Origin of the sequence: Sphingomonas sorbitolis (genome assembly GCF_036663875.1) — a bacterium.
Classification (GTDB): Bacteria; Pseudomonadota; Alphaproteobacteria; order Sphingomonadales; family Sphingomonadaceae; genus Sphingomonas.
This window is the reverse complement of the sequence record NZ_JAXOJS010000005.1, coordinates 23211-43276: the sequence shown is the minus strand read 5'-3', so window position 1 is coordinate 43276 and position 20066 is coordinate 23211. Positions and strand designations below refer to the sequence as shown.

The 20066-nt window shown below is 65.0% G+C and carries 21 protein-coding genes; 7 read left to right on the top strand and 14 right to left on the bottom strand.

Going from position 1 to position 20066, the window contains the following annotated elements; all coding sequences use genetic code 11:
• Positions 1–31: 31 nt before the first annotated feature.
• From U1763_RS15040 to U1763_RS15025, 4 genes are all read right to left on the bottom strand, one after another.
• Complete coding sequence (locus U1763_RS15040) at positions 32–1624, bottom strand: cisplatin damage response ATP-dependent DNA ligase (RefSeq protein WP_332755849.1); 1593 nt, start codon at positions 1622–1624, stop codon at positions 32–34.
• Between the two features lie 273 nt (positions 1625–1897).
• Positions 1898–2395: a Dps family protein gene (locus tag U1763_RS15035; protein ID WP_132742470.1), complete on the bottom strand. Its 498-nt coding sequence runs from the start codon at positions 2393–2395 to the stop codon at positions 1898–1900.
• Between the two features lie 62 nt (positions 2396–2457).
• Entirely contained in the window at positions 2458–3024 is a 567-nt protein-coding gene (locus U1763_RS15030) for a TMEM165/GDT1 family protein (protein ID WP_332755848.1), read from the bottom strand.
• Positions 3025–3027: 3 nt separating this feature from the next.
• A complete protein-coding gene (locus U1763_RS15025; protein ID WP_243693389.1) occupies positions 3028–3390 on the bottom strand; it encodes a hypothetical protein in 363 nt (120 codons plus the stop codon).
• Between the two features lie 190 nt (positions 3391–3580).
• On the opposite strand from U1763_RS15025, the gene rpmG reads away from it, so the two are divergent.
• Entirely contained in the window at positions 3581–3748 is a 168-nt protein-coding gene (gene rpmG, locus U1763_RS15020; protein ID WP_055881863.1) for a 50S ribosomal protein L33, read from the top strand.
• A 371-nt stretch (positions 3749–4119) separates the two neighbouring features.
• Here the strand turns inward: rpmG and U1763_RS15015 are convergent, their stop codons facing one another.
• The gene (locus U1763_RS15015) at positions 4120–4482 is read right to left on the bottom strand and encodes a response regulator (protein WP_132742468.1); all 363 of its coding nucleotides are present in this window, start codon (positions 4480–4482) and stop codon (positions 4120–4122) included.
• Between the two features lie 36 nt (positions 4483–4518).
• Here U1763_RS15015 and U1763_RS15010 point away from each other — a divergent pair, with 36 nt between their 5' ends.
• The 4 genes from U1763_RS15010 (at position 4519) to U1763_RS14995 (ending at position 7251) form a co-directional block, all read left to right on the top strand.
• Positions 4519–4803 carry a DUF3572 domain-containing protein gene (locus U1763_RS15010; protein ID WP_132742467.1) on the top strand — a complete coding sequence of 95 codons (285 nt, stop codon included), beginning with the start codon at positions 4519–4521 and terminating at the stop codon, positions 4801–4803.
• Positions 4800–5426 (top strand): HAD family hydrolase, encoded by a 627-nt coding sequence (locus U1763_RS15005; protein WP_332755847.1) that lies wholly within the window; start codon positions 4800–4802, stop codon positions 5424–5426. Before U1763_RS15010 ends, U1763_RS15005 begins: the two co-directional genes overlap by 4 nt.
• A gap of 172 nt (positions 5427–5598) precedes the next feature.
• Positions 5599–6063 (top strand): RidA family protein, encoded by a 465-nt coding sequence (locus U1763_RS15000; RefSeq protein WP_332755846.1) that lies wholly within the window; start codon positions 5599–5601, stop codon positions 6061–6063.
• 42 nt (positions 6064–6105) lie between these two features.
• The gene (locus U1763_RS14995) at positions 6106–7251 is read left to right on the top strand and encodes a GNAT family N-acetyltransferase (RefSeq protein ID WP_332755845.1); all 1146 of its coding nucleotides are present in this window, start codon (positions 6106–6108) and stop codon (positions 7249–7251) included.
• Here U1763_RS14995 and U1763_RS14990 read toward each other — a convergent pair.
• From U1763_RS14990 to U1763_RS14975, 4 genes are all read right to left on the bottom strand, one after another.
• Entirely contained in the window at positions 7214–8800 is a 1587-nt protein-coding gene (locus U1763_RS14990; protein ID WP_332755844.1) for a hypothetical protein, read from the bottom strand. The two genes, U1763_RS14995 and U1763_RS14990, sit on opposite strands and share 38 nt — an antisense overlap.
• A gap of 11 nt (positions 8801–8811) precedes the next feature.
• The gene (locus U1763_RS14985) at positions 8812–10506 is read right to left on the bottom strand and encodes a hypothetical protein (protein WP_332755843.1); all 1695 of its coding nucleotides are present in this window, start codon (positions 10504–10506) and stop codon (positions 8812–8814) included.
• A gap of 293 nt (positions 10507–10799) precedes the next feature.
• Positions 10800–12317 (bottom strand): NAD(P)/FAD-dependent oxidoreductase, encoded by a 1518-nt coding sequence (locus tag U1763_RS14980; protein ID WP_332755842.1) that lies wholly within the window; start codon positions 12315–12317, stop codon positions 10800–10802.
• 228 nt (positions 12318–12545) lie between these two features.
• Entirely contained in the window at positions 12546–13763 is a 1218-nt protein-coding gene (locus U1763_RS14975) for an argininosuccinate synthase (protein WP_277983726.1), read from the bottom strand.
• Positions 13764–13897: 134 nt separating this feature from the next.
• On the opposite strand from U1763_RS14975, the gene U1763_RS14970 reads away from it, so the two are divergent.
• Entirely contained in the window at positions 13898–14290 is a 393-nt protein-coding gene (locus tag U1763_RS14970) for an EF-hand domain-containing protein (protein WP_332755841.1), read from the top strand.
• A gap of 144 nt (positions 14291–14434) precedes the next feature.
• Here U1763_RS14970 and U1763_RS14965 read toward each other — a convergent pair whose 3' ends face one another.
• The 3 genes from U1763_RS14965 to U1763_RS14955 are packed head-to-tail and all read right to left on the bottom strand — an operon-like array spanning position 14435 to position 17225.
• Positions 14435–15658: a class I SAM-dependent methyltransferase gene (locus U1763_RS14965; protein WP_332755840.1), complete on the bottom strand. Its 1224-nt coding sequence runs from the start codon at positions 15656–15658 to the stop codon at positions 14435–14437.
• A 50-nt stretch (positions 15659–15708) separates the two neighbouring features.
• Positions 15709–16470 (bottom strand): molybdopterin-dependent oxidoreductase, encoded by a 762-nt coding sequence (locus tag U1763_RS14960; RefSeq protein WP_332755839.1) that lies wholly within the window; start codon positions 16468–16470, stop codon positions 15709–15711.
• Positions 16467–17225, bottom strand: a complete 759-nt coding sequence (locus U1763_RS14955; protein WP_332755838.1) for a cytochrome b/b6 domain-containing protein — start codon at positions 17223–17225, stop codon at positions 16467–16469. Before U1763_RS14955 ends, U1763_RS14960 begins: the two co-directional genes overlap by 4 nt.
• 51 nt (positions 17226–17276) lie before the next feature.
• Between U1763_RS14955 and U1763_RS14950 the strand changes: the two genes are divergently transcribed.
• Positions 17277–17894: a flavin reductase family protein gene (locus U1763_RS14950; protein ID WP_332755837.1), complete on the top strand. Its 618-nt coding sequence runs from the start codon at positions 17277–17279 to the stop codon at positions 17892–17894.
• Positions 17895–18099: 205 nt separating this feature from the next.
• Here the strand turns inward: U1763_RS14950 and U1763_RS14945 are convergent, their stop codons facing one another.
• On the bottom strand, positions 18100–18858 hold the full coding sequence (locus U1763_RS14945; RefSeq protein WP_332755836.1) for a sulfite exporter TauE/SafE family protein: 759 nt from the start codon (positions 18856–18858) through the stop codon (positions 18100–18102).
• On the bottom strand, positions 18851–20059 hold the full coding sequence (rlmN, locus tag U1763_RS14940; protein ID WP_332755835.1) for a dual-specificity RNA methyltransferase RlmN: 1209 nt from the start codon (positions 20057–20059) through the stop codon (positions 18851–18853). The genes U1763_RS14945 and rlmN overlap by 8 nt, the downstream gene beginning before the upstream one ends.
• Positions 20060–20066 lie beyond the last annotated feature (7 nt).

Genomic DNA, 20066 nt, shown 5'->3' with positions numbered 1-20066 from the left:
CGCCCCGCCATGCGCTTCGATGACGCGCGGATTACGTAATCATCCGCTTCAGCGTCTCGATCCGATCGGCCTCCGCCGCTGGCTTGTCCGTCCGAATCCGCGCGATCCGCGGGAAGCGCATCGCCACGCCCGATTTATGCCGTTTCGAATCGTGGAGCGAATCGAACGCGATCTCGAGGACCAGCGTCTTCTCGACCTCGCGGACCGGGCCGAAGCGGTTCTGCGTGTGATTGCGGACGAAGCTGTCGAGCATCTTGAGCTCTTCATCCGTAATCCCGGAATAGGCCTTGCCGACGGGCAGCAGTTCGCCGTCCTCGGTCCAGCAGCCGAACGTGTAGTCCGAATAATAGGACGAGCGTCGCCCCGAGCCTCGCTGCGCGTACATCATGACGCAGTCGGCGGTCAGCGGATCGCGCTTCCATTTGTACCAGAGCCCGGCGCGGCGCCCGCCGACATAGGGCGAGTCGCGACGCTTGAGCATCACGCCCTCGATTGCGGCATCGCGCGAGGTTGCGCGGATTGCTTCCAGCGCGGTGAAGTCCTGCGCTACTATGACCGCACTCAGGTCGAACCGCTCGGGATCGAGTTGCGGCATGAATGCTTCTAGCCGCGCGCGCCGTTCGGTCCACGGCAGCGTGCGCAGATCCTCCTCGCCATCGATCAACAGGTCATAGAGCCTGACGAACGCGGGGTACTCTGCCAGCATCTTCGCCGACACGGTCTTGCGCCCGAGCCTTTGCTGCAACGCATTGAAGCTCGCCGCACCGCCGCCATCCTCCAGCGTGCCGCCCTGATGCTCGCCCTTCACCAGCAGTTCGCCGTCGACCGTCCCCGGCGTCCGGAATGCGGCGGCGATCTCGGGGAAGCTGCCCGTCACGTCGTCGCCGGTGCGGCTGTAGAGTCGCGTTTCGCCCGCGACATGGACGATCTGCACACGGATGCCGTCCCATTTCCACTCGGCCGCATAGTCGGCGAGATCGACACGCAGATCCTCCAGTCCGTGCGCGAGCATGAACGGCCGGAACACGGGCACGTCGGCCGGCGTCGGCTGCTCGCCCGTGCCCTCGGCCCAGGCGAACAGGCTCGGATAGGGTGCATCCAGCCCATGCCAGACCTCCTCGACTGCATCGACATCGAGCCCGAACGCGTCGGCCAGCGCGGTCTTCGCCAACCGCGCCGACACGCCGATCCGCAGCGCGCCGGTCGCCATCTTGAGCAGCGCGAACCGCTCCTCGGCATCGGATCGATCAAGCATGTCGGCCAGCGCGCCGGGGGCATCGGCACGCGACAGCGCCGCCAACCGCTCGACGACATCGGTGATCGACAGCGGCGTTGGGTCGACCGGAACCGTCGGCTCGGGCCAGAGCAGCGCGACGGTTTCCGCGGTATCGCCGACATAATCGCGGCTCATCCGGAACAGCACCGGGTCGACGCGTTCCTCGATCAGCCCGCGGATCACCGCCGACTTCACGCCCTTGAGATCGAGATCGCCGGTCAGCGCCGCCATCGCCCAGCCGCGATCGGGGTCGGGCGTCGCGCGCAGGTAATCCGCGATCAACTTCAGCTTCGCGTTGCGCGACCGGGTATAGGTGAGCGAGTCGAGCAGGGCGGCAAAAGCGTGCATTGTCGTTCAACGCGCCTGCCGCCCGAAGGGATGCAGATGCGAAACGACCGCCGCCGGAGGATTCCGACGACGGTCGTCTCCGCGCTTTTAGGCGTACCGTCGGCCGACCGTTTCGGCAGTGGCTGGCCTAACGATCCTCCCCCGCCAGGGGGAGGTGGCTGGCCCTTGCCAGACGGGGGGGGAGGGGGCGATCACAGCTGTTGCGTTACGCTCCCCCTCCATCGCTTCGCGCCACCTCCCCCTTGTGGGGGAGGATCGTGATGTCCGCGTGATTTAGCCCTTGCGGCTGGCCTCGAACAGGAACCACGCACGCTCCTCGGCATGATCCGTCCACTCGTCGACGATGCCACTCGTTGCGTTGTCCTTGGCCGCGTCGGCGGCGTCCTTGACGATCCGGAACTGCTCGACGAGCTTCAGATTGTCCTCGCGCAGTTCGGCGAGCATCTCGGTCGGGCCGACGAACGCCATGTCGTTGTCGGCGATCGTCTGGTGCCGCGAGATGTCGCCGATCGAGCGCAACGTCGTGTTGCCCGTCTTCCGCACGCGTTCGGCGATCGCGTCGGTCACGCCGATGATCTGCGCGGACTGGTCGTCGAGGAGGAGGTGATAGTCGCGGAAATGCGGCCCCGACATGTGCCAGTGGAAGTTCTTGGTCTTGAGATACAGCGCGTAGCAATCGGCGAGCGCGGCGTTCAGCGCGTCGGCGACCGACTTGGTGCTGTTGCTCGGCAGGTCGGTCGGCGTGTCGAGGGCGGGGTTGATATCGGCCATGTCTAGCTCCGGTTCTGGAAAGTCGTTGCGTAAACGATCCGAACGCGAAATTGCTCCTCCCGTCAAACGAGCCGGAGCGCACCGAGCGCGAGGATGAGGCCGAAGATCACGAACACGATGCCGATGGCGATACGGACCGGCTTGAGCGGAAGTTTCAGCCATGCGGCTTCGCCCATCAAGGCGGCGGGGACGATCACGACCAGCGAGCCGATCGTCGCGCCGATCGCGGCGAGCGCAGGGACGGGGGTGCGTGCGGCGAGCGTCAGGACGATGAACTGCACGCCGTCGCCGAACGCGAGGATGAAGAGGCCGAGTGCGGTGGTCGCGAGCGCGCCGATCTTCCAGCCCGTAAGCCGCTCGGGCGCCTTGGCCGGAAAGAACGACCCGCCGCCCTGCAACAGCAATGCGAGCGCGAGCATGAGTTGTTGTGCGTTGGGCGCGAGCTTCGGTCCGATGACCGCACCGAGCGTTGCCGCGAGGCCGCTCGCCGCGAGCAAGGCGACCGCGGCCATTAGAATCACCAGTCCCGGCTTCACGTACCGGTCCGACAGGATCGCCGCGAGCCACGCCGTTCGATCGCCGACTTGCGCCAGCGCGGCCGCGACGAGGGCCGCCATCAAGGCGTCCATGAATTATCCCGCAAGACGCACCGAACAGGCGGCAGCGAACGCGTGGCACGCCTGGACGTCCTGCCGCTCGCAGCCGACCGCATCGCGCAGGATCGCCAGCCAGCCATGCACCAGCGCGCCATGCTCGCCACGCGACAGCGCCGAATCGACGAAGTGCGCGACGGTGACCGCGGGATTGAGGCCGTTGCTGTGCGCGATCACGCGGATCGCATCGATTTCGGTGGCGATGTCACAGGGGCGGGAATAGGGCGCTCGGACATCGATCGCGGCGATTCGCGCGGCGAGATCGGCCTTCACCGCGATCATGGCGTCGATTCGTCCTATGTCCGCGGGTACCATCTCGGTGAGTCGTAGCGCCTGCCCCATCATCCCGCTCCTTTTTATCTGACGATATGATGCGCTTGCGGTGGTGAATAGCGGGTTAAATGCGGCGTCGTGGCGGATGCGGGGGCCGTAAAGCTTGACTTCGTTCCTTACGTCCGCCATGCGCCGCCCCTGATGGAGCGGCGGCGTCAGTTCGCCGCTTTCGCATTTTCAAGCCATAGGAATTGGGCTCATGGCCAAGCCGACCACCGTAAAGATCAAGCTGCTCAGCACCGCTGACACCGGCTTTTTCTACGTCACCAAGAAGAATCCCCGTACCAAGACGGAGAAGCTCTCCTTCTCGAAGTACGATCCCGTCGTGCGCAAGCATGTCGAGTTCAAGGAAGCCAAGATCAAGTAATCGGGTTGGCGGTGCGAACCGCCGTCTGATTGCGAAGATCGTGAAAGCCGCGGGTAACTCCTCGGCTTTTGGCGTTTGTGGTCGGAACGTCCGTCATCCCAGCGAAAGCTGGGATCTCCCGCCGCGAGGGTGCGCTCGAAACGGGGAGACCCCAGCTTTCGCTGGGGTGACGATGTGGGGCGCGCGCGCCCGCCCCCCCCGTTCGTCCTGAGTAGCCATCGAGTAGCCGCCGCAGGCGGCGTATCGAGAGGGCGTATCGAAGGACAGGTTGGCGCGGAGAACCCATGCTTCGATACGCGCCCTCGATACGCTCCTGGCGGAGCTACTCGGTCGCTACTCAGCACGAGCGGAAAATTGGACGGTTCGGCTGGTTAGATCAACGCCCCGACCGCATCCATAAACCGCGCCAAACTAATCGGCTTCGACACATACGAATCCGCGCCCGCGGCCCGGATCCGTTCCTCGTCCTCGCGCCCGGCATAGGCCGTCACCGCCATCACCGGGATCGCGCGCAGCTCCTCGTCCGCCTTCAGTTCGAGGATGATCTCGTAGCCAGTGACGTGCGGCATCTGGATGTCCATGATGATCAGGTCGGGTACGAAATCCCGTGCCCGCGCAACGGCTTCGCGGCCGTCGCGCACGGGTTCGACGGCGAACTGGTGCGCGCGCAGCAAATCGCAGAATAGTTTGAGGTTCAGTTCGTTGTCCTCGACAACGAGCACCTTCTTTGTCACCGCCGCACCTTATCCGGAAAGAAGGCACGATAGGCAATGCGCGACCGCGATTCAAACGAAGACGCCGAAGCGCTCGCCCTGCGCGCGCTGGTATGGACGCTGGTCGAGCCCGACCGCGCGATGCGGCTGTTGTCGGTGACCGGTCTCGACCCGAGCGACCTGCGCGCACGCGCGAGCGATCCCGCGGTGCTGTCGGCGGCGCTGGGCTTTCTCGAAAACCACGAGCCGGACCTGATCGCTTGCGCCGAATCGCTCGGCGTAAAGCCCGAGGCGCTAGTTCGCGCGCGCGCCAAACTGGACCAAGGAGAATTCGAAGCATGAGGCCGTTGCTGATCAGCGATTGCGACGAAGTGCTGCTGCACATGGTCAAGCATTTCGGCGTGTGGCTCGACGAGCGCCACGACATCGACTTCGCCATCCAGCACGGCGATTTCTCGGCCGCGATGACGCGGCGTGACGGTGGCCCGCCGCCGTCGCGCGAGGACATGTGGGCAATGCTCGGCGAGTTCTTCCCCGCCGAGATGCATCGCCAGACGCTGGTCCCGCATGCGGTCGAGGCGCTCGAGCGGCTGGCGCAGGTCGCGGACATCGTCATCCTCACCAACCTCCAGGACGAATGCCGCCAGCCGCGGATCGAGCAGCTTGCCAAGTTCGGCATCGCCCACCGCGTCGAGTGCAATCAGGGCGGCAAGGGCACGCCGGTGTCGCGACTGGTTGAGGAATATGGGTCGCCTGTAACGGTGTTCGTTGACGATCTTGCGGTGCATCACGAGTCGGTCGCGAAGCACGCCCCGGGGGTGCACCGGTTGCACATGGTCTCGGAGCCGACGTTGGCGGTGAATGTGCCGAAAGCGCCCGAGGCACACGCGCGCATCGACGACTGGCGTGAGGCGGCGGACTGGATTGCCGCGCGGTTCGAAGCGGGTGTGCCGGCGAACGCCTGATTCCCTCGATCCTCCCCTGCAAGGGGAGGTGGCGCGAAGCGACGGAGGGGTGACGCCCTATCGAGAGCGGGTCACCCCTCCGTCAGCGCTAAGCGCTGCCACCTCCCCTTGCAGGGGTTGGGCGTGCCCGCCCACTTGACCCATCCCCTACCGCTGTGGTGATACCTCCGCCATGACCGATCGTATCGACCGCAAGCTCGAAGAGCTGGGCCTCACCCTTCCGCAGGCTGCCGCGCCCGTCGCCGCCTATGTCCCGACCGTGCTGGCGAACGGCATGCTCCACATCTCGGGCCAGTTGCCGTTCAAGGACGGCGCGCTGGTAAAGGGCCGCGTCGGCGACGACGTATCGCTCGAAGACGCGCAGGAGGCAGCCAAGCTCTGCGGGCTCATGCTCGTCGCGCAGATGAAGGCGGCGCTCGGCACGCTCGGCCGCGTCGAGCGAATCGTGAAGCTCGGCGTGTTCGTCAACTCGACCGGCGACTTCACCGATCAGGCGAAGGTCGCCAACGGCGCCTCCGAACTGATGGTCGACCTGTTCGGCGATAGCGGTAAGCACGCCCGCTCGGCCGTCGGCGTTGCCGTCCTCCCGCTCGGTGCTGCTGTCGAGATCGACGCGATCGTGCAGGTTTCCGCCTGACCGTCTTGGAGGCGCGCCCTTGCGTCTCTACCTAAGGCGGCAATGAACGCCGTCACAGCCCGCATCGCCCAAGGCGTCACCTCGATCGCGGCAGAGGAGTGGGACGCGTGTTCCGGCACTGCCAACCCGTTCGTCGGCCACGCCTTCCTCTCCGCGCTCGAAGCGTCGAAAAGTGTCGGTGGCCGCTCCGGCTGGCAGGCGCTGCCGGTGGTGGTCGACGGTCCCGACGGCAAGCCCGCGGCAATCGCGCCCGCCTACGCAAAGAGCCACAGCCAGGGCGAATACGTCTTCGACCAGGGCTGGGCGGATGCATGGGAGCGGGCAGGGGGGCAATATTACCCCAAGCTCCAGATTGCGGCGCCGTTCAGCCCGGTGCCCGGCCCGCGCTTGCTCCTCCGCGACCGTGACCAAGCCCCCGCGCTGATCGCCGCGCTAGAGGCGGTGACCGACCAGAGCGGGCTGTCCTCCGCCCACGCCACCTTCATCGATCCCGACGAAGTTGCGCTGTTCGAGTCTGCCGGCTGGCTAATCCGGCAAGGCACGCAGTTCCACTGGAAGAACGACGGCTATGCGAGCTTCGACGATTTCCTCGCCGTGCTCGCCAGTCGCAAGCGCAAGGCGATCCGCAAGGAGCGCGCCGCCGCGGTCGAAGGCCTGACGATCCGCCACCTCACCGGCGCCGAGATCACGCCCGCGCACTGGGACGCGTTCTGGGTGTTCTATCAGGACACCGGCGCCCGCAAATGGGGCCAGCCCTATCTGACGCGCGCGTTCTTCGACCAGATCGGCAAGACGATGGGCGACCAGATTCTGCTGATCCTTGCCGAGCGCGACGGCATCCCCATCGCCGGCGCACTCAACCTGATCGGGGAGGACACGCTTTACGGCCGCTATTGGGGCGCGACCAAGGAGGTGCCGTTCCTCCATTTCGAGGTCTGCTATTACCAGGCGATCGACGCCGCCATCGCGCGCGGCCTGCAGACCGTCGAGGCCGGCGCGCAGGGCGAACACAAGCTCGCGCGCGGCTATGCGCCCGTCGCGACCTATTCCGCGCACTACATCCCCGACCCGAGCTTCCGCCGCGCGATCGCCGACTATCTCGTCCGCGAACGCGAAGCCGTCGCCGAGCAGCAGGAGTATCTCGGCGAGCTTACTCCGTTCCGGCGGGGCGAACCGCAGGCTTGTTGACGCGGTACAACAGGCTGGTCCCATCGCGGCGGATCAGCGTCAGGTCGCGGACCAGCGCCGGATCGAACTTCTGCGGGTGGATCAGCCACATATAATCGAACGCATCGCGCGGGAATTTCGCCAGCGCCATCGAGATCGGCCGCCAGAACTGGCCGCGGCATTTGACGTCGCTCACGACCTCCGACGGATCATGCGCAAAGCCCTTCGCCGCCGCATAGTTGGTCGTTAGCAACTGCGCGCCCGCCATCGACCACTGATCGTTGGTAAAGGCGAGACGCCGCTCCAGCAGCAACGCGGGTACATGCTCGAGCCGCGAATACGCCCAGTCGTCGCGACACCGCCGCCCGACGAACGACACCACGCGAGACCGCTCGGGCACCGTATCGATCGCCGCGATCGCCTGGTCGTAGCTGCGGTCGTACATCAGGTAGCTGACCGTCGTCCCCGCCAGCCGCACGCCGAAGAACGCAAACCCCAGCACCGCAAGCACCGCCGCCCCACGCAACGACAGCCCATGCCGTGGTCGCAGCGCGATCACCGCGATCGCCAGCACGAACGGCGCGAGCCGCATGTCCGCATAGGCCGACCCGAACACGATCCGCGGCAACAGCACGTACACCGCCGCCAGGAACAGCGCCGACAGCCCCAGGTTGCGCGAATATTCGATCGTCTGGTCGCGCACGCCGCGGAACAGGATCACGAACAGCACCGTCACCGACGCGATGTCGAACGCCATCCACCGATCGCGCAGGACCATCGTGATCCAGTTCATTTTCCAGCGCCAGTTGAACCAGTCCTGCGTCTTGCCGCCGACATGATCGCCCGACCGCCACACCACCATCATCACCATCGGCAATGCGAGCGGCAGGCAGTTCAGTCCCGCCTGGACGAACGCCCTGAACCAGCCATGCGCCCAGCTTTTGGGATCGCTGTCGCGGCGGATGTCATGCTGGCGGATCAGCTCGGCGGAGAAGGCAAGCACGCCCAGCACGCCCCAGCCGAATGTATGACACAGCCACAACAGGCACGAGACGGGGATGAAGATCGCGGTCCGCAGCGTGGTTCGCCCGAGCCGCCCCATCCGCAGCCACAGCGCGAACAGGTTGAGCGCGAGTGCCATCGCGAGCGCGAAATTCACGAATCCGAACTGGAACGGGTAGCTGTAGGCGAGCGGCAACGCGAACAACGCGGTCGCCGGGATACGCCCATGCACCTCGCGCGCGATCCACAGCAGCCCCGTCACAGTGAGCGCCGGGATCGTCATCACGATCAGCTTCACCGCCAGCTGCAACCCGAAGATCGGCGCGAGCGGCTCGATCAGCAGGTCGATGCCGAGGTTGCCGATCATCTGCCAATGGAAGTTATACCACTGAGAAAGCCAGGGATTGTCGCCGATCGCGAGCTGGACGCGGTAGCGCCCCATATGGCCGGGCAGATCGACCAGCGGCGGGATTTCCGGCCACAGCAACGGTATCATCGACGCCAGCGCCACCGCGACGACAAAGCCGCGCGTCTGCCACCAATGCGGCGTTTCCCCCTGAGTAATCATATCGTCCGACCCTAGGGGCGGACGGGCGCTCCAGACAAGGGTGCGCGCGACGAGTTGTTCACGCGCCATGCAAGAACCGGCGATCCGGCGATCGGGACGGGAGTCAGCCACGCGAACCGCTCGCCGCGTTCAAGACGGGCCCAAAGGCCATTTGGGGCGAAGTGCTTATATATTTCGGTTTCGTCGAGTGCTGGACACCCAACGACATATTGCGCCCCGCTCGCGATGATCATCGCTTCGGCTGCCTTGGGGCTTCCCGTGAAGGTGGCGATGACCCGGTGCATAGCAGCCACGTTGCGATGATAACCTGAGCCGATGCCACGGTGATTCGTGGTAGCGATCAGGTCGGGCGTAAGATCAAGGGGCGCAAAGATCACGCTGGGCGGCAGTATCGCTATACCGCGTACATCGGAGAATTTCGTGCAGGCAACGCGGTCGGTCAGTTGTGCTACAGCGCCGCCCGGCAATGCGTTTGAGCGCGATACCGAATAAACGGTGCCGGCTACGATGCCCGGCGAAACGACGATCAAAGCCAACATCGTCGCTAATATACGGGGCAAGACAGGCACGATGCGCCGTGCCCGTTCGAGCATGGCCAATAAAATCCACGCCCCACCCGGCAAGGCCAATGCATTAGCGGTGCCTGCGGCTCGTTGAACCATGAGGGAGACTGCGAATGCGCCCAGCAATATCGCCAATAACATAGCCCAACTCTCTCGCCCCGCACCGGACGTTCGACGAAGTGCAAGCGCGGTTCCAATGAGACCAACGACAGGGGACGCTATCGTAATGATTGCCGGCACCAGCATCTGGTCCCAGATCGGAAGGCCTTCGGAAACTTTGAGATACCACAGATTATAAACAAGCGGATCGAGGCTTGCGAATGGCCCACGAAGGCATTCCGGCGTCATCAAGGCGAGCGTCGCCACGCAGGCGCCGGCGCCAGCAGCCAGTGCTCCAAGCCGAGCCGCTAGCGATCGAGCCCCAAATAGCGTCGCTACCGACAGCCCCACTGCCGCAACGCCGAGCACTGCCAACCAGCCTGGAGACACCGCGTCGCAAACGGCGGTGAAAGCCCCCGGCCCCCGCGTAGCGATGTGCAACATCAAAGCCGCTACGAAGAACGTAATTGCAAGGCCGATCAAGGCAGCGCGCCGCGATGGGTCCCACGCCCAGGCCAGCGCCCCAACTGCGGTTATGGTGACGGCGACCGGCAACCCTTCCAGCGAAATCGTCACAAGAGTCGCCAACGCCAGTCCGGCAAGGATACCGTTTCGCAGGTTGGCACGTCCGAGAAGCGCCATGGTCGCAGCCATCGCGAGCACAATCTGCCAACCATGGTGGTCGATCCGCAGCGGGCGAATCTGATATAGAATCGGGACCGACAGCGGCGCCAGCAGCAGCGCAAGCTTGGCGCGTTCGACATCGCTCACCTGCCGCGTCAGCGCAGCGGCCAATGCCATCAGCGCGAGCAGCGTCATCAGCGGCACGATCGTCATCGCAATCCGGTTCGCGGTATCGATCGAGAAGAACGGATCCAGCACCAGCATCGCCGCGGCGATCGGCAGGTCTACCAGTCGGGACCAGTGCATCGCGAAGTCGCCGCCGTTCAGCCTGTGCTGGGCGACGTCCCACCAACTCTGCCCGCCAAGCCAGTCGCGCACTTCGAGCAACCGCATCGCATCGTCGGGGTCGGGGAAGCGCAACGTCGCGATCGCGCCGGAATAGGCGAGGCAGAGCACGATCGCCGCGAGTGCCCAACCGCCCAGGACGGTTGGCCAGAGGCGGGTGTCGAGCTTCGGTGTGGCAGAGGGGAAGGGGGCGTCAATCATGCCGTGTTCGTTCCAGCGATCAGCCCTATTTACACCACTTTGACGAAGGCCGGGGCCCAGTTGAGGGACGTCGCAAACGGAGGGCATCGCGCTGTTACTACAACCTTTCCAACTGGACCGCGGCCTTTGCCGGGGTGGTGCTCACGAATGACGTAGACGCAGGCCCATCATGCAGCCTTGAGCCGCTCCGGTACCCCACGCACACTCGACAAAGCCGCGGCGATCCCCGCCTGCTCGCCCTCGTTCCCCGCCTCGTGATACTCCGCATCCTCGTTGACGCTCCAGATGTCATGCACCCGCTTGCCGGCCTGAATATTCCGCACCGTCAGCATCGCGGTCATCATCGCGTGATCCTGGTTGTTGTAGCGGTGCATCCCGTTGCGCCCGACGCAGTGCAAGGTCGGATGCCGCGCCTCGATCTCCTCGCGCAACGCATCGACATTGTCGCGGTACTCCTCGTCGTACACGGGGTACGCCTTCTCCTGCCGCACCACCGCGCCGCCGGTCACATGCGCCGGGTCGCACAGCCCGAGGATCGCCATCTCCTTCGTCGCCAGCGCGATCAGGTCGGCATCGCTCGACGCCCACAGCCCGTCGCCCTCGAAGCAGAAATATTCGAGGCCGACACAGGCGATGTCCGGATCGGGCACCATCTCGGGCGACCAGCTGCGGAAGTTCTGGACGCGGCCGACCTTCACCTTCGAATCGTGGATGTAGATCCAGTTATCGGGGAACAGGTCGGGCGACTTGATCATCAGCGCCACCGTCAGGAAATCGCGGTACCTGAGCGCGCTCGCTTGCGGCAACGTCGTCGGCAACGGGTGCAGGCGCCCCGCCAGCTCGCGCATCGGCGCGCTGCTGATCACGTGCCCCGCATCGATCGTGACGGTCGCGCCGTCGCGATCGGTCGCGGTAACTCGCCAGCGACCGGTCGAATCTTCGGCAAGCTGTTTGAGCGCATGCCCCATCAGGATCGTATTGCCGTGGCCGAGCACCTTGTCGCGCGCCGCATCCCACATCATCCCCGGCCCGAGCCGCGGATAGCGGAAGCTCTCCAGCAGCGTCTTGGTCTGCATACCGTCGTTTGGCTTCTTGTTGAGCCCGAGCGAGCGCTTCAGCCCATCGATCACCGCCCCGCCGAGGCTCAGTCCCTTGATGCGCTGGGCGGCCCAATCCGCCGACATCGTGTCGCACGGCATGCCCCAGACCTTCTCGGTATAGGTCTTGAAGAAGATCGAATACAGCTTGTGGCCGAACTGGTTGACGACCCAATCCTCGAAGCTGCGCACGTTGGGATTGGGACGCAACTTGGCCTTGGCATAGCTCACCATGCACAGCGTGGAGCGCCAGATCCCCAAATTGCCGAGCGCCTCGAATGCGCGCAGCGGGTAGCTGTAGAATTTGCCCTCGTAATAGATCCGGCTCATCCGCGGCCGCTCGATGAAGTCGTCGGGCAGAATCTCGTTCCAGAGATCGACCACCGGCTGCGACTTCGAGAAGAACCGGTGCCCGCCGATATCGAATCGGAAGCCCTGATGCTCGACGGTCCGGCTGATCCCGCCGACGTACACCGGATCCTTCTCGATCACGGTGACGGAATAGCCAGCCTTGCCAAGCAGATAGGCCGCGGTGAGGCCAGCGGGGCCGGCGCCAATGATCGCAACGTCGACAGGTGTGTTCGGCATCCAGGCATTCCCCACAAGATGCTCGATCTATGGGGGAAGATGCCTAAGGCGTGGTTAACGGGGCGGGGCGTTGAGGGATTGAGCGGAAGTGCTCACGCCAAGTGCACCTCCCCGGGGGAGGCCGGGGTCCAGATGGAAAGGTCTCGGTAACGGCGCGCCGACCTTCGTTAGCGGCGTCCCCCAACTGGGCCCCGGCCTTCGCCGGAGAGGTATAATCGTGGCAGGGGCTTACCGGTCGCGCTTGGCAAGCAACCGCAGACGCAGCGCGTTCAGCTTGATGAAGCCCTCCGCGTCGCGCTGGTCGTAGGCGCCCTGGTCGTCCTCGAACGTGACGACCTTCTCCGAATACAGCGAGTTCGGCGATTTCCGGCCGACCACGTACACGCCGCCCTTGTACAGCTTCAGGCGAACCGTGCCCGACACCTTCTCCTGGCTGTGGTCTATCGCCGCCTGCAGCATTTCGCGCTCGGGGCTGAACCAGAAGCCGTTGTAGAGCAGCTCGGCATAGCGTGGCGCCAGCTCGTCCTTCAGGTGCGCGGCGCCGCGATCGAGCGTCAGCTGCTCGATACCGCGGTGGGCGAGCTGATAGATCGTGCCACCGGGCGTTTCGTACATGCCGCGGCTCTTCATGCCGACGAAGCGGTTCTCGACGAGGTCGAGGCGGCCGATGCCGTGACGGCGGCCATAGTCGTTGAGCGTCGACAGCAACGTTGCCGGGCTCATCCCCTCGCCGTTGATCGCGACGCCGTCGCCGCGCTCGAAATCGATCGTGATGTATTCCGGCGCGTCGGGCGCGTCCTCGGGGTTCACCGTGCGCGAATAGACGTAGTCGGGGACCTCGTCCCACGGGTTCTCGAGGACCTTACCCTCCGACGAGGTGTGCAGCATGTTGGCATCGGTCGAGAAGGGCGACTCGCCGCGCTTGTCCTTGCTGACCGGGATCTGATGCTGCTCGGCGAACTCGATCAGCTTGGTGCGGCTGGTGAGATCCCATTCGCGCCATGGTGCGATGACCTTGATGTCGGGCGACAGGGCGTAATAGCCGAGCTCGAAGCGGACCTGGTCGTTGCCCTTGCCGGTCGCGCCGTGGCTGACCGCGTCCGCGCCGACCATCTTGGCGATCTCGATCTGGCGCTTGGCGATCAGCGGCCGCGCGATCGACGTGCCGAGCAGGTACAGCCCCTCGTACAGTGCGTTCGACCGCATCATCGGGAAGACGTAATCGCGGACGAACTCCTCGCGCAGGTCGTCGACGAAGATATGCTCGGGCTTGACCCCCATCATCTCGGCCTTGGCGCGCGCCGGCTCGAGTTCCTCGCCTTGGCCGAGATCGGCGGTGAAGGTCACGACTTCGCAGTTATACGTCTGCTGGAGCCACTTCAGGATCACGCTCGTGTCCAGGCCACCGGAATAGGCGAGCACGACGCGGTTGATCTGATCGGTCACGGGCAGGGTCCTTCGGGCAATATCCAATGCGGCGCCCCTATGCGTTGAGTGGCCCTCATGCAACCGCGCGCATTCATGGCGCGTACAACCAAACCGGTCTATTCGCGCCTCGCATCCTCTGGAGTTTAACCACCGTGCTACGCCAAAGCCTCACCCTCTTCGTCCTCGCTGGCCTTGCGACGCCAGCGCTCGCGCAGGAAACCCGCGCGTCCGCCTCGGCCAAGTTCAAGACCGAGTTCGCTGCGTCGGACACGAACAAGGACGGCGTCCTCACGCGCGCGGAAGTGCAGGCGCGGATCGGCAACATGAAGGTCGGCGGACAGGGGCGTCCGGATCCGGTCCACGCCAAGCGTCTCGCCGACCTGTGGTTCACCAGCGCGGACAAGAACAAGGACGGCAAGGTCACGCAGGCCGAAGCGCAGGCGCTGCTCGCGGCGACGTTCGCGAAGTACGATGCCAACAAGGACGGCAAGATCGGCGGCGACGAGCGCGCTGCCGCGAAGGCCGACGTGCAGGGGCCGCGCTGACGCCCACCCGATGGTCGCCAGAATTCCGTTCGTCCTGAGTAGGGGCTGAGCGAAGCCGAAGACCCGTATCGAAGGACATTGCCCCAGGCGAATCCTTCGATACGCCGCTTCGACAAGATCAGCAGCTACTCAGGACGAACGGACTTAGTCCCGCAACGCCCGCTCGCCCTCGATCATATAATCGCGCGTGAGCGGCAGCGTCATCCGGCTCTTCGACAGCTGGATCTGGTAATTGACCATCCCCCCGGTCCGAAACGCCGCCGCAGCGCCCGCCAGGTAGAACGTCCACATCCGATAGAACCGCTCGTCGTACAGCGCGACGATCGAGTCCTTCGCGGCCACCGTCCGATCGTACCATTGGTCGATCGTCAGCGCGTAATGGACGCGCAGCACCTCGATATCGGTCGGGAACATCCGCAGCCCCTCATACCCCTTCACGATCTCCGACAGCGCCGGATTATACCCGCCCGGGAAAATGTACTTGGTCGTAAAGGTGTCGGTGACGCCCGGCCCACCCATCCGGCCGATCGTGTGGAGCAGCATCACGCCGTCGTCGGTCAGCAGGTCGCGGCACTTGCGGAAGAACGCCTTGTAGTGCGCCGGGCCGACATGCTCGAACATCCCGACCGAGACGATCCGGTCGAAACTCCCGGTCAGCGCGCGATAATCGATCAGTTCGAACTTCACCTTGTCGGCAACGCCAGCCTCTTCGGCCCGCCGCCGCGCGACCTTCAGCTGCTCCTCGCTCAGCGTCACGCCGAGCACTTCCGCCCCTGTCTTCGCGTGCAGGTACAGCGCCATCCCGCCCCAGCCACAGCCGATGTCGAGCACGCGCATCCCCGGCTGGATCGCCAGCTTGGCGGCGATGTGCGCCTTCTTGTCGGACTGCGCCTGCTCCAGGCTGTTGCTGGCATCGGTGAAGTACGCGCAAGAATATTGCCGGTCCGCATCGAGGAACAGGTCGTACAGCCGGTCGGACAGATCGTAGTGATGCGCGACGTTCTTCTTCGACCGGCGCGCCATGTTCACGCGGTCGACACGGTGCACCACCTTGTCGAGCAGTTTGATCGGCAGCGAGGGATTGAGCCCACCACCACGCTCCCACGGGCTGTTGCCCTTGAGCAGATTGACCAGATCGCGGATGTCGCCGCGGTCGATCACCAGCCGCCCGTTCATGAACGCCTCGGCTGCACCCAGCGCCGGGTGGCGGATGATCGCCCCCGCGATACCAGGCTCGGTCAGTCGGATCGTGACGGGATTGTACGCGGGATCGGGCTTGCCGAAATGCTTCGTGGTGCCGTTGGCATGGATGAGCGTGAGTTCGCCGGTTTTAACCTGCCGGGCCAGGAAACGATCGAAAAGAGCCATGCTGGGTTAGCTAATGACTGGTACGGAAATGCGCCACCCCTCGGCGCGCTTCAAATCCCCGCGTACCAGTCATAATCTACGTTATCTTCCCAATAGCCCCCTTGGCCCTTGCCGATCCCCGCGAGGCTGGCGACCGCGTCGATCGCCATGACGTATTTCGCATGCTTGTAGCCGAGCTGCCGTTCGACGCGCAGCCGGACGGGGGCGCCATGCGCGACGTCGAGCACCTGATCGTTCAGCGCCCAGGCGAGGATCGTCTGCGGATGGAACGCGTCGACCAGATCGATCGACTCGTAATAGTTCGCGCCGCGGTAGAGGTCGGCGCAGGTGAAGACGATATAGCGGGCGGTGTCGCGGATCTTCGCGGCGGTCAGCAACGCGCCGAGCTTCGGCCCCTGCCATTTGCCGATTGCGCTCCAGCCCTCGACGCAATCGTGCCGCGTGATCTGCGCACGCGACGGCATCTGGCGGAGTTGCGGGAGCGACACCGACAACGGGTTATCGACCAGCCCGCCGACCTTCAGCCGGTAATCCGCGAAGTTGTTGACGACCATCTCGGTATAGTCGGCCGTCCCCGGATTGCTCGTGCCGTTCGAGCGGAAGATCGGCGACATCTGCGCGGGGCTGAACTCGGGCGCCAGCGCGTTGCGGTTGGTCAGCGCACGCTGCAGCCCGCGGTTCATGTCCTCGCCCATGAACAGGATCTTCCGCGCCTCGGGGTTCGCTGCGATCTTGTCGCAGCCCGTCAGGAGAACGCCCGCGCCGACCGCGGCACCCGTGACGAGCGCACGGCGGGTAATGATCGTGCTCATGCGACGTCCTCCGACGGGTGGGCGGGAACGTGCCCCGGAACCTTCCAACGCCCGGTAATCATCGACCGCACCTCGTTCCACGTCCCTGCGAGGATCACCAGCGCCAGATGCGCAATGATGAACAGCACCAGCCCGGTGGCGGCGATGAAGTGGATCGAGCGCGCCGACTGCCGCCCGCCGAATACCTCGAGCAGCCAAGGCCACGCCGCATCCATCCCTGGCGACATCGTCAGCCCGGTCAGGATCATCACCGGGATCAGCACGAAGATCGTCGCCACGTACGACAGCTTCTGGAGGATGTTGTACGCGCCCGGCCGCTTCGGATCGTGGAAGCGGAACGCGAGATGCTCCTTCACGTCATGCACGACCTCGCGTGGCGACAACTCGGCGGCCCGCACGCGCAGGTCGCGCTGGAAATGCTTGTTGATCAGGCTGACGATCATGAACCCGAGCAGCGCGAAGGCGAGCACCAGCGCGAACAGCAAATGCCACCGCCGCGAGATCGCCAGATTGTAGCTCATCGGGATCGTCAGCAGGTTGAGCAGCGACACCAGCCAGCTCGGCCACTGGTCGAGCGTCGTCCACGCCGTATCGAAGTTCGCGCCGTACCGGCCCCAGTACAGCCGCGGATGCGCCTTGAGGATGCCGATCCCGCTGCCGATCATGATGAACATCGTCACCACCGTCACCCAGTGCCAGATGCGCGTCGCCAGTTTGTGGCGCTTGATAATCGGGATGGGTAGGGGATCGTTCATGCTCGACCTTCGCTCTAGGCAGTCGAAACGTTGCATAGCAGGGATAAGCGTATGACCGAATGGCATTCTTACGAGCCCGCGAACGGCCATCGCCTGCCGCACGATCCGCTGAACGCGATCGTCGCGCCGCGGCCGATCGGCTGGGTCAGCACGCTGTCCGCCGACGGCGTGCCGAATCTCGCGCCGTACAGTTTCTTCAACCTGTTCAACTACAGCCCGCCGCTGATCGGCTTCTCGTCGATGGGCTGGAAGGACAGTGTCGCCAACATCGAGGCGACTGGCGAGTTCGTCTGGAACCTGGTATCGCGCGATCTGAGCGAGGCGATGAACACGACCGCCGCGAACGTCGCCGCCGACGTCGACGAATTCGCGCTGGCCAAGCTCGATATGGCCGCCTCGACCAAGGTAAAGCCGGCACGGGTCGCCGCCAGCCGCGCGCAATTCGAGTGCAAGCTGACGCAGCTTATCCGGCTGGAAACGAAGGAAGGCCGCGAGCTCGACCAGTGGCTGGTGCTCGGCGAGGCGGTCGCGATCCACATCGACTCGGCCATGCTGGAGGACGGTGTCTACCAGACGGCGCGCGCGCAACCGATCCTGCGCGGCGGCGGCCCCGCGGATTATTTCGAGATCACCGAGGACGCACTGTTCCAGATGCGCCGGCCGGGCTGAACCCCAAGTCCGTCATCACCCCAAAGTCCGTCATCCCGGCGAAAGCTGGGATATCCCGGTAACGGAGCGCGCCCTTGCCGCACGAGACCCCAGCTTTCGCTGGAGTGACGGCTTCTTTAGCAAATGTGTAACGGCAACCAAGCGTGTTCACGCGCGAAGGCGGGTGCCCAGACTGGGTCCCCGCCTTCGCGGGAAACATCGTGGTTCAGGCGTATGCTCTGTAAAAAAACACCACCGTCGTCGTCGCCGTCACCAGCAGCGTCCACCCGCGGATCACCCCATCCGGCAGCTTCCGCCCGAACCGTGCGCCGAAATACCCGCCGACCACGCCGCCCGCCATCATCGGCAGGCACAATGTCCACGCCACCATGCCGGTCGCCGCGAACACGATCGTCGCGGCGGCATTCGCGGTCGCCAGCATCAGCGTGCGCGGCGCGGCGAGCTTGGCGGGCGAGGCGCCGGCCAACAATCCCCATGCCGCCGTCAGCATCATCCCGACGCCGCCCCCGAAATAGCCGCCATAGATCCCCAGCAACGTCTGCGCGGCGATCAGCGAGCGCGACCCGATCGCGACGCGGGCGTGCAGCCAGGTCGACGCAGGCTTGCCGAACGCGATCGCGAGCGTCGCCATCAGCAGCAGCCACGGCACGATCACATCGAATGCGGTCGCCGGGGTGAAGAACAACAGCAGGCTGCCGACCAGCCCGCCGACGAACGTGATCCCCGCCAGCGTCCGGATACCGACGCCGCCGACCGGCCCGAGATCCGCCCGATAGGCCCACGCGCTCGCCATCGCCGCCGGCTGGACCGCGACGTTGCTGGTCGCGTTGGCGATCGGCGAGGGCAGGCCGAGCGCGATCAGCGACGGCATCGTCGCGAAGCTGCCGCCGCCCGCCAGCGCGTTCATTGCGCCGCCCAGCATCCCCGCCCCCGCCGCCAATCCCAGCGAACCGAGATCAGACAAAGGCGGAATCAGCCTCGGCAGCGGCCTCGCGATCGATCTGCGCGCGGCTCTTCTTCTCCGACGCGGTCTTCAACTGTCCGCACGCTGCGTCGATGTCGCGCCCACGTGGCGTCCGCACCGGTGCCGAAATCCCCGCGCCGAACACGATGCTGGAGAACGACTTGATCCGCTCGGGCGTCGAGCACTCGTATTGCGCACCCGGCCACGGATTGAACGGAATGAGGTTCACCTTCGCCGGCAGCTCGTATTTCCGCAGCAGCCGCACGAGTTCGCGCGCGTCGTCGTCGGAGTCGTTCTTGTCCTTCAGCATCACATATTCGAACGTGATGCGCCGCGCGTTGTTCGTGCCCGGATAGTCCGCGCACGCCTGCAACAATTCCTCGATGCCGTACTTCCGGTTGAGCGGCACGATCTCGTCGCGCACTTCCTTGGTCACCGCGTGCAGCGACACCGCCAGATTCACGCCGATCTCGGCCCCCGCACGTGCCATCATCGGCACGACGCCCGACGTCGACAGCGTGATCCGTCGACGGCTGAGCGCGAGCCCCGCGCCGTCCATCACCAGCTTCAGCGCATCGCGGACGTTCTCGAAATTATACAGCGGCTCGCCCATTCCCATCATCACGATGTTGGTGAGCATGCGGCCCTCAGGCTGGCTCGGCCATTCGCCCAACGTATCGCGCGCGAGCATCACCTGACCGACGATCTCGGCCGGCGTCAAATTGCGCACCAGCCGCATCGTGCCGGTGTGGCAGAAGGTGCAGTTCAGCGTGCAGCCGACCTGGCTCGACACGCACAACGTGCCGCGATCCGCGTCGGGGATGAACACCATCTCGTAATCCTGCGCGTCGTCCGAGCGCAGCAGCCACTTCCGCGTCCCGTCGGTCGACACTTGAGCCTCGACCACGTTGGGCCGGCTGATCACGAAGCGCTGCTCCAGCCACGGGTGCATCGTCTTCGAGATATCGGTCATCGCCGAGAACTCGGTCGCGCCGCGATTGTAGATCCAGTGCCACAGCTGTTTCGCGCGCAGCTTGGCCTGCTTCTCCTCGAGCTGCGACGTCTCCAGCGCCATCCGCAGATCGGCGAGCGACAGCCCGAGCAGGTCGATCCGCCCATCGCTACGCGGCACGAAGCTGCGGGGAACGGGCACGGGATCAATGTGCCCAGGGATGGGCATGAGGTTCGCGGCGGTCTGCATGCGCGAG

Coding starts and splice junctions, on each gene's coding strand:
- U1763_RS15000 (WP_332755846.1), top strand. CDS start 5,599: ATGACCGATCGTATCGACCGCAAGCTCGAAGAGCTGGGCCTCACCCTT.
- rlmN (WP_332755835.1), bottom strand. CDS start 20,059: ATGCAGACCGCCGCGAACCTCATGCCCATCCCTGGGCACATTGATCCC.
- U1763_RS14980 (WP_332755842.1), bottom strand. CDS start 12,317: ATGCCGAACACACCTGTCGACGTTGCGATCATTGGCGCCGGCCCCGCT.
- U1763_RS15005 (WP_332755847.1), top strand. CDS start 4,800: ATGAGGCCGTTGCTGATCAGCGATTGCGACGAAGTGCTGCTGCACATG.
- U1763_RS14955 (WP_332755838.1), bottom strand. CDS start 17,225: ATGAACGATCCCCTACCCATCCCGATTATCAAGCGCCACAAACTGGCG.
- U1763_RS15035 (WP_132742470.1), bottom strand. CDS start 2,395: ATGGCCGATATCAACCCCGCCCTCGACACGCCGACCGACCTGCCGAGC.
- U1763_RS14950 (WP_332755837.1), top strand. CDS start 17,277: ATGACCGAATGGCATTCTTACGAGCCCGCGAACGGCCATCGCCTGCCG.
- U1763_RS15025 (WP_243693389.1), bottom strand. CDS start 3,390: ATGGGGCAGGCGCTACGACTCACCGAGATGGTACCCGCGGACATAGGA.
- U1763_RS15040 (WP_332755849.1), bottom strand. CDS start 1,624: ATGCACGCTTTTGCCGCCCTGCTCGACTCGCTCACCTATACCCGGTCG.
- U1763_RS15010 (WP_132742467.1), top strand. CDS start 4,519: ATGCGCGACCGCGATTCAAACGAAGACGCCGAAGCGCTCGCCCTGCGC.
- U1763_RS14990 (WP_332755844.1), bottom strand. CDS start 8,800: ATGATTACTCAGGGGGAAACGCCGCATTGGTGGCAGACGCGCGGCTTT.
- U1763_RS14960 (WP_332755839.1), bottom strand. CDS start 16,470: ATGAGCACGATCATTACCCGCCGTGCGCTCGTCACGGGTGCCGCGGTC.
- rpmG (WP_055881863.1), top strand. CDS start 3,581: ATGGCCAAGCCGACCACCGTAAAGATCAAGCTGCTCAGCACCGCTGAC.
- U1763_RS14995 (WP_332755845.1), top strand. CDS start 6,106: ATGAACGCCGTCACAGCCCGCATCGCCCAAGGCGTCACCTCGATCGCG.
- U1763_RS14965 (WP_332755840.1), bottom strand. CDS start 15,658: ATGGCTCTTTTCGATCGTTTCCTGGCCCGGCAGGTTAAAACCGGCGAA.
- U1763_RS15030 (WP_332755848.1), bottom strand. CDS start 3,024: ATGGACGCCTTGATGGCGGCCCTCGTCGCGGCCGCGCTGGCGCAAGTC.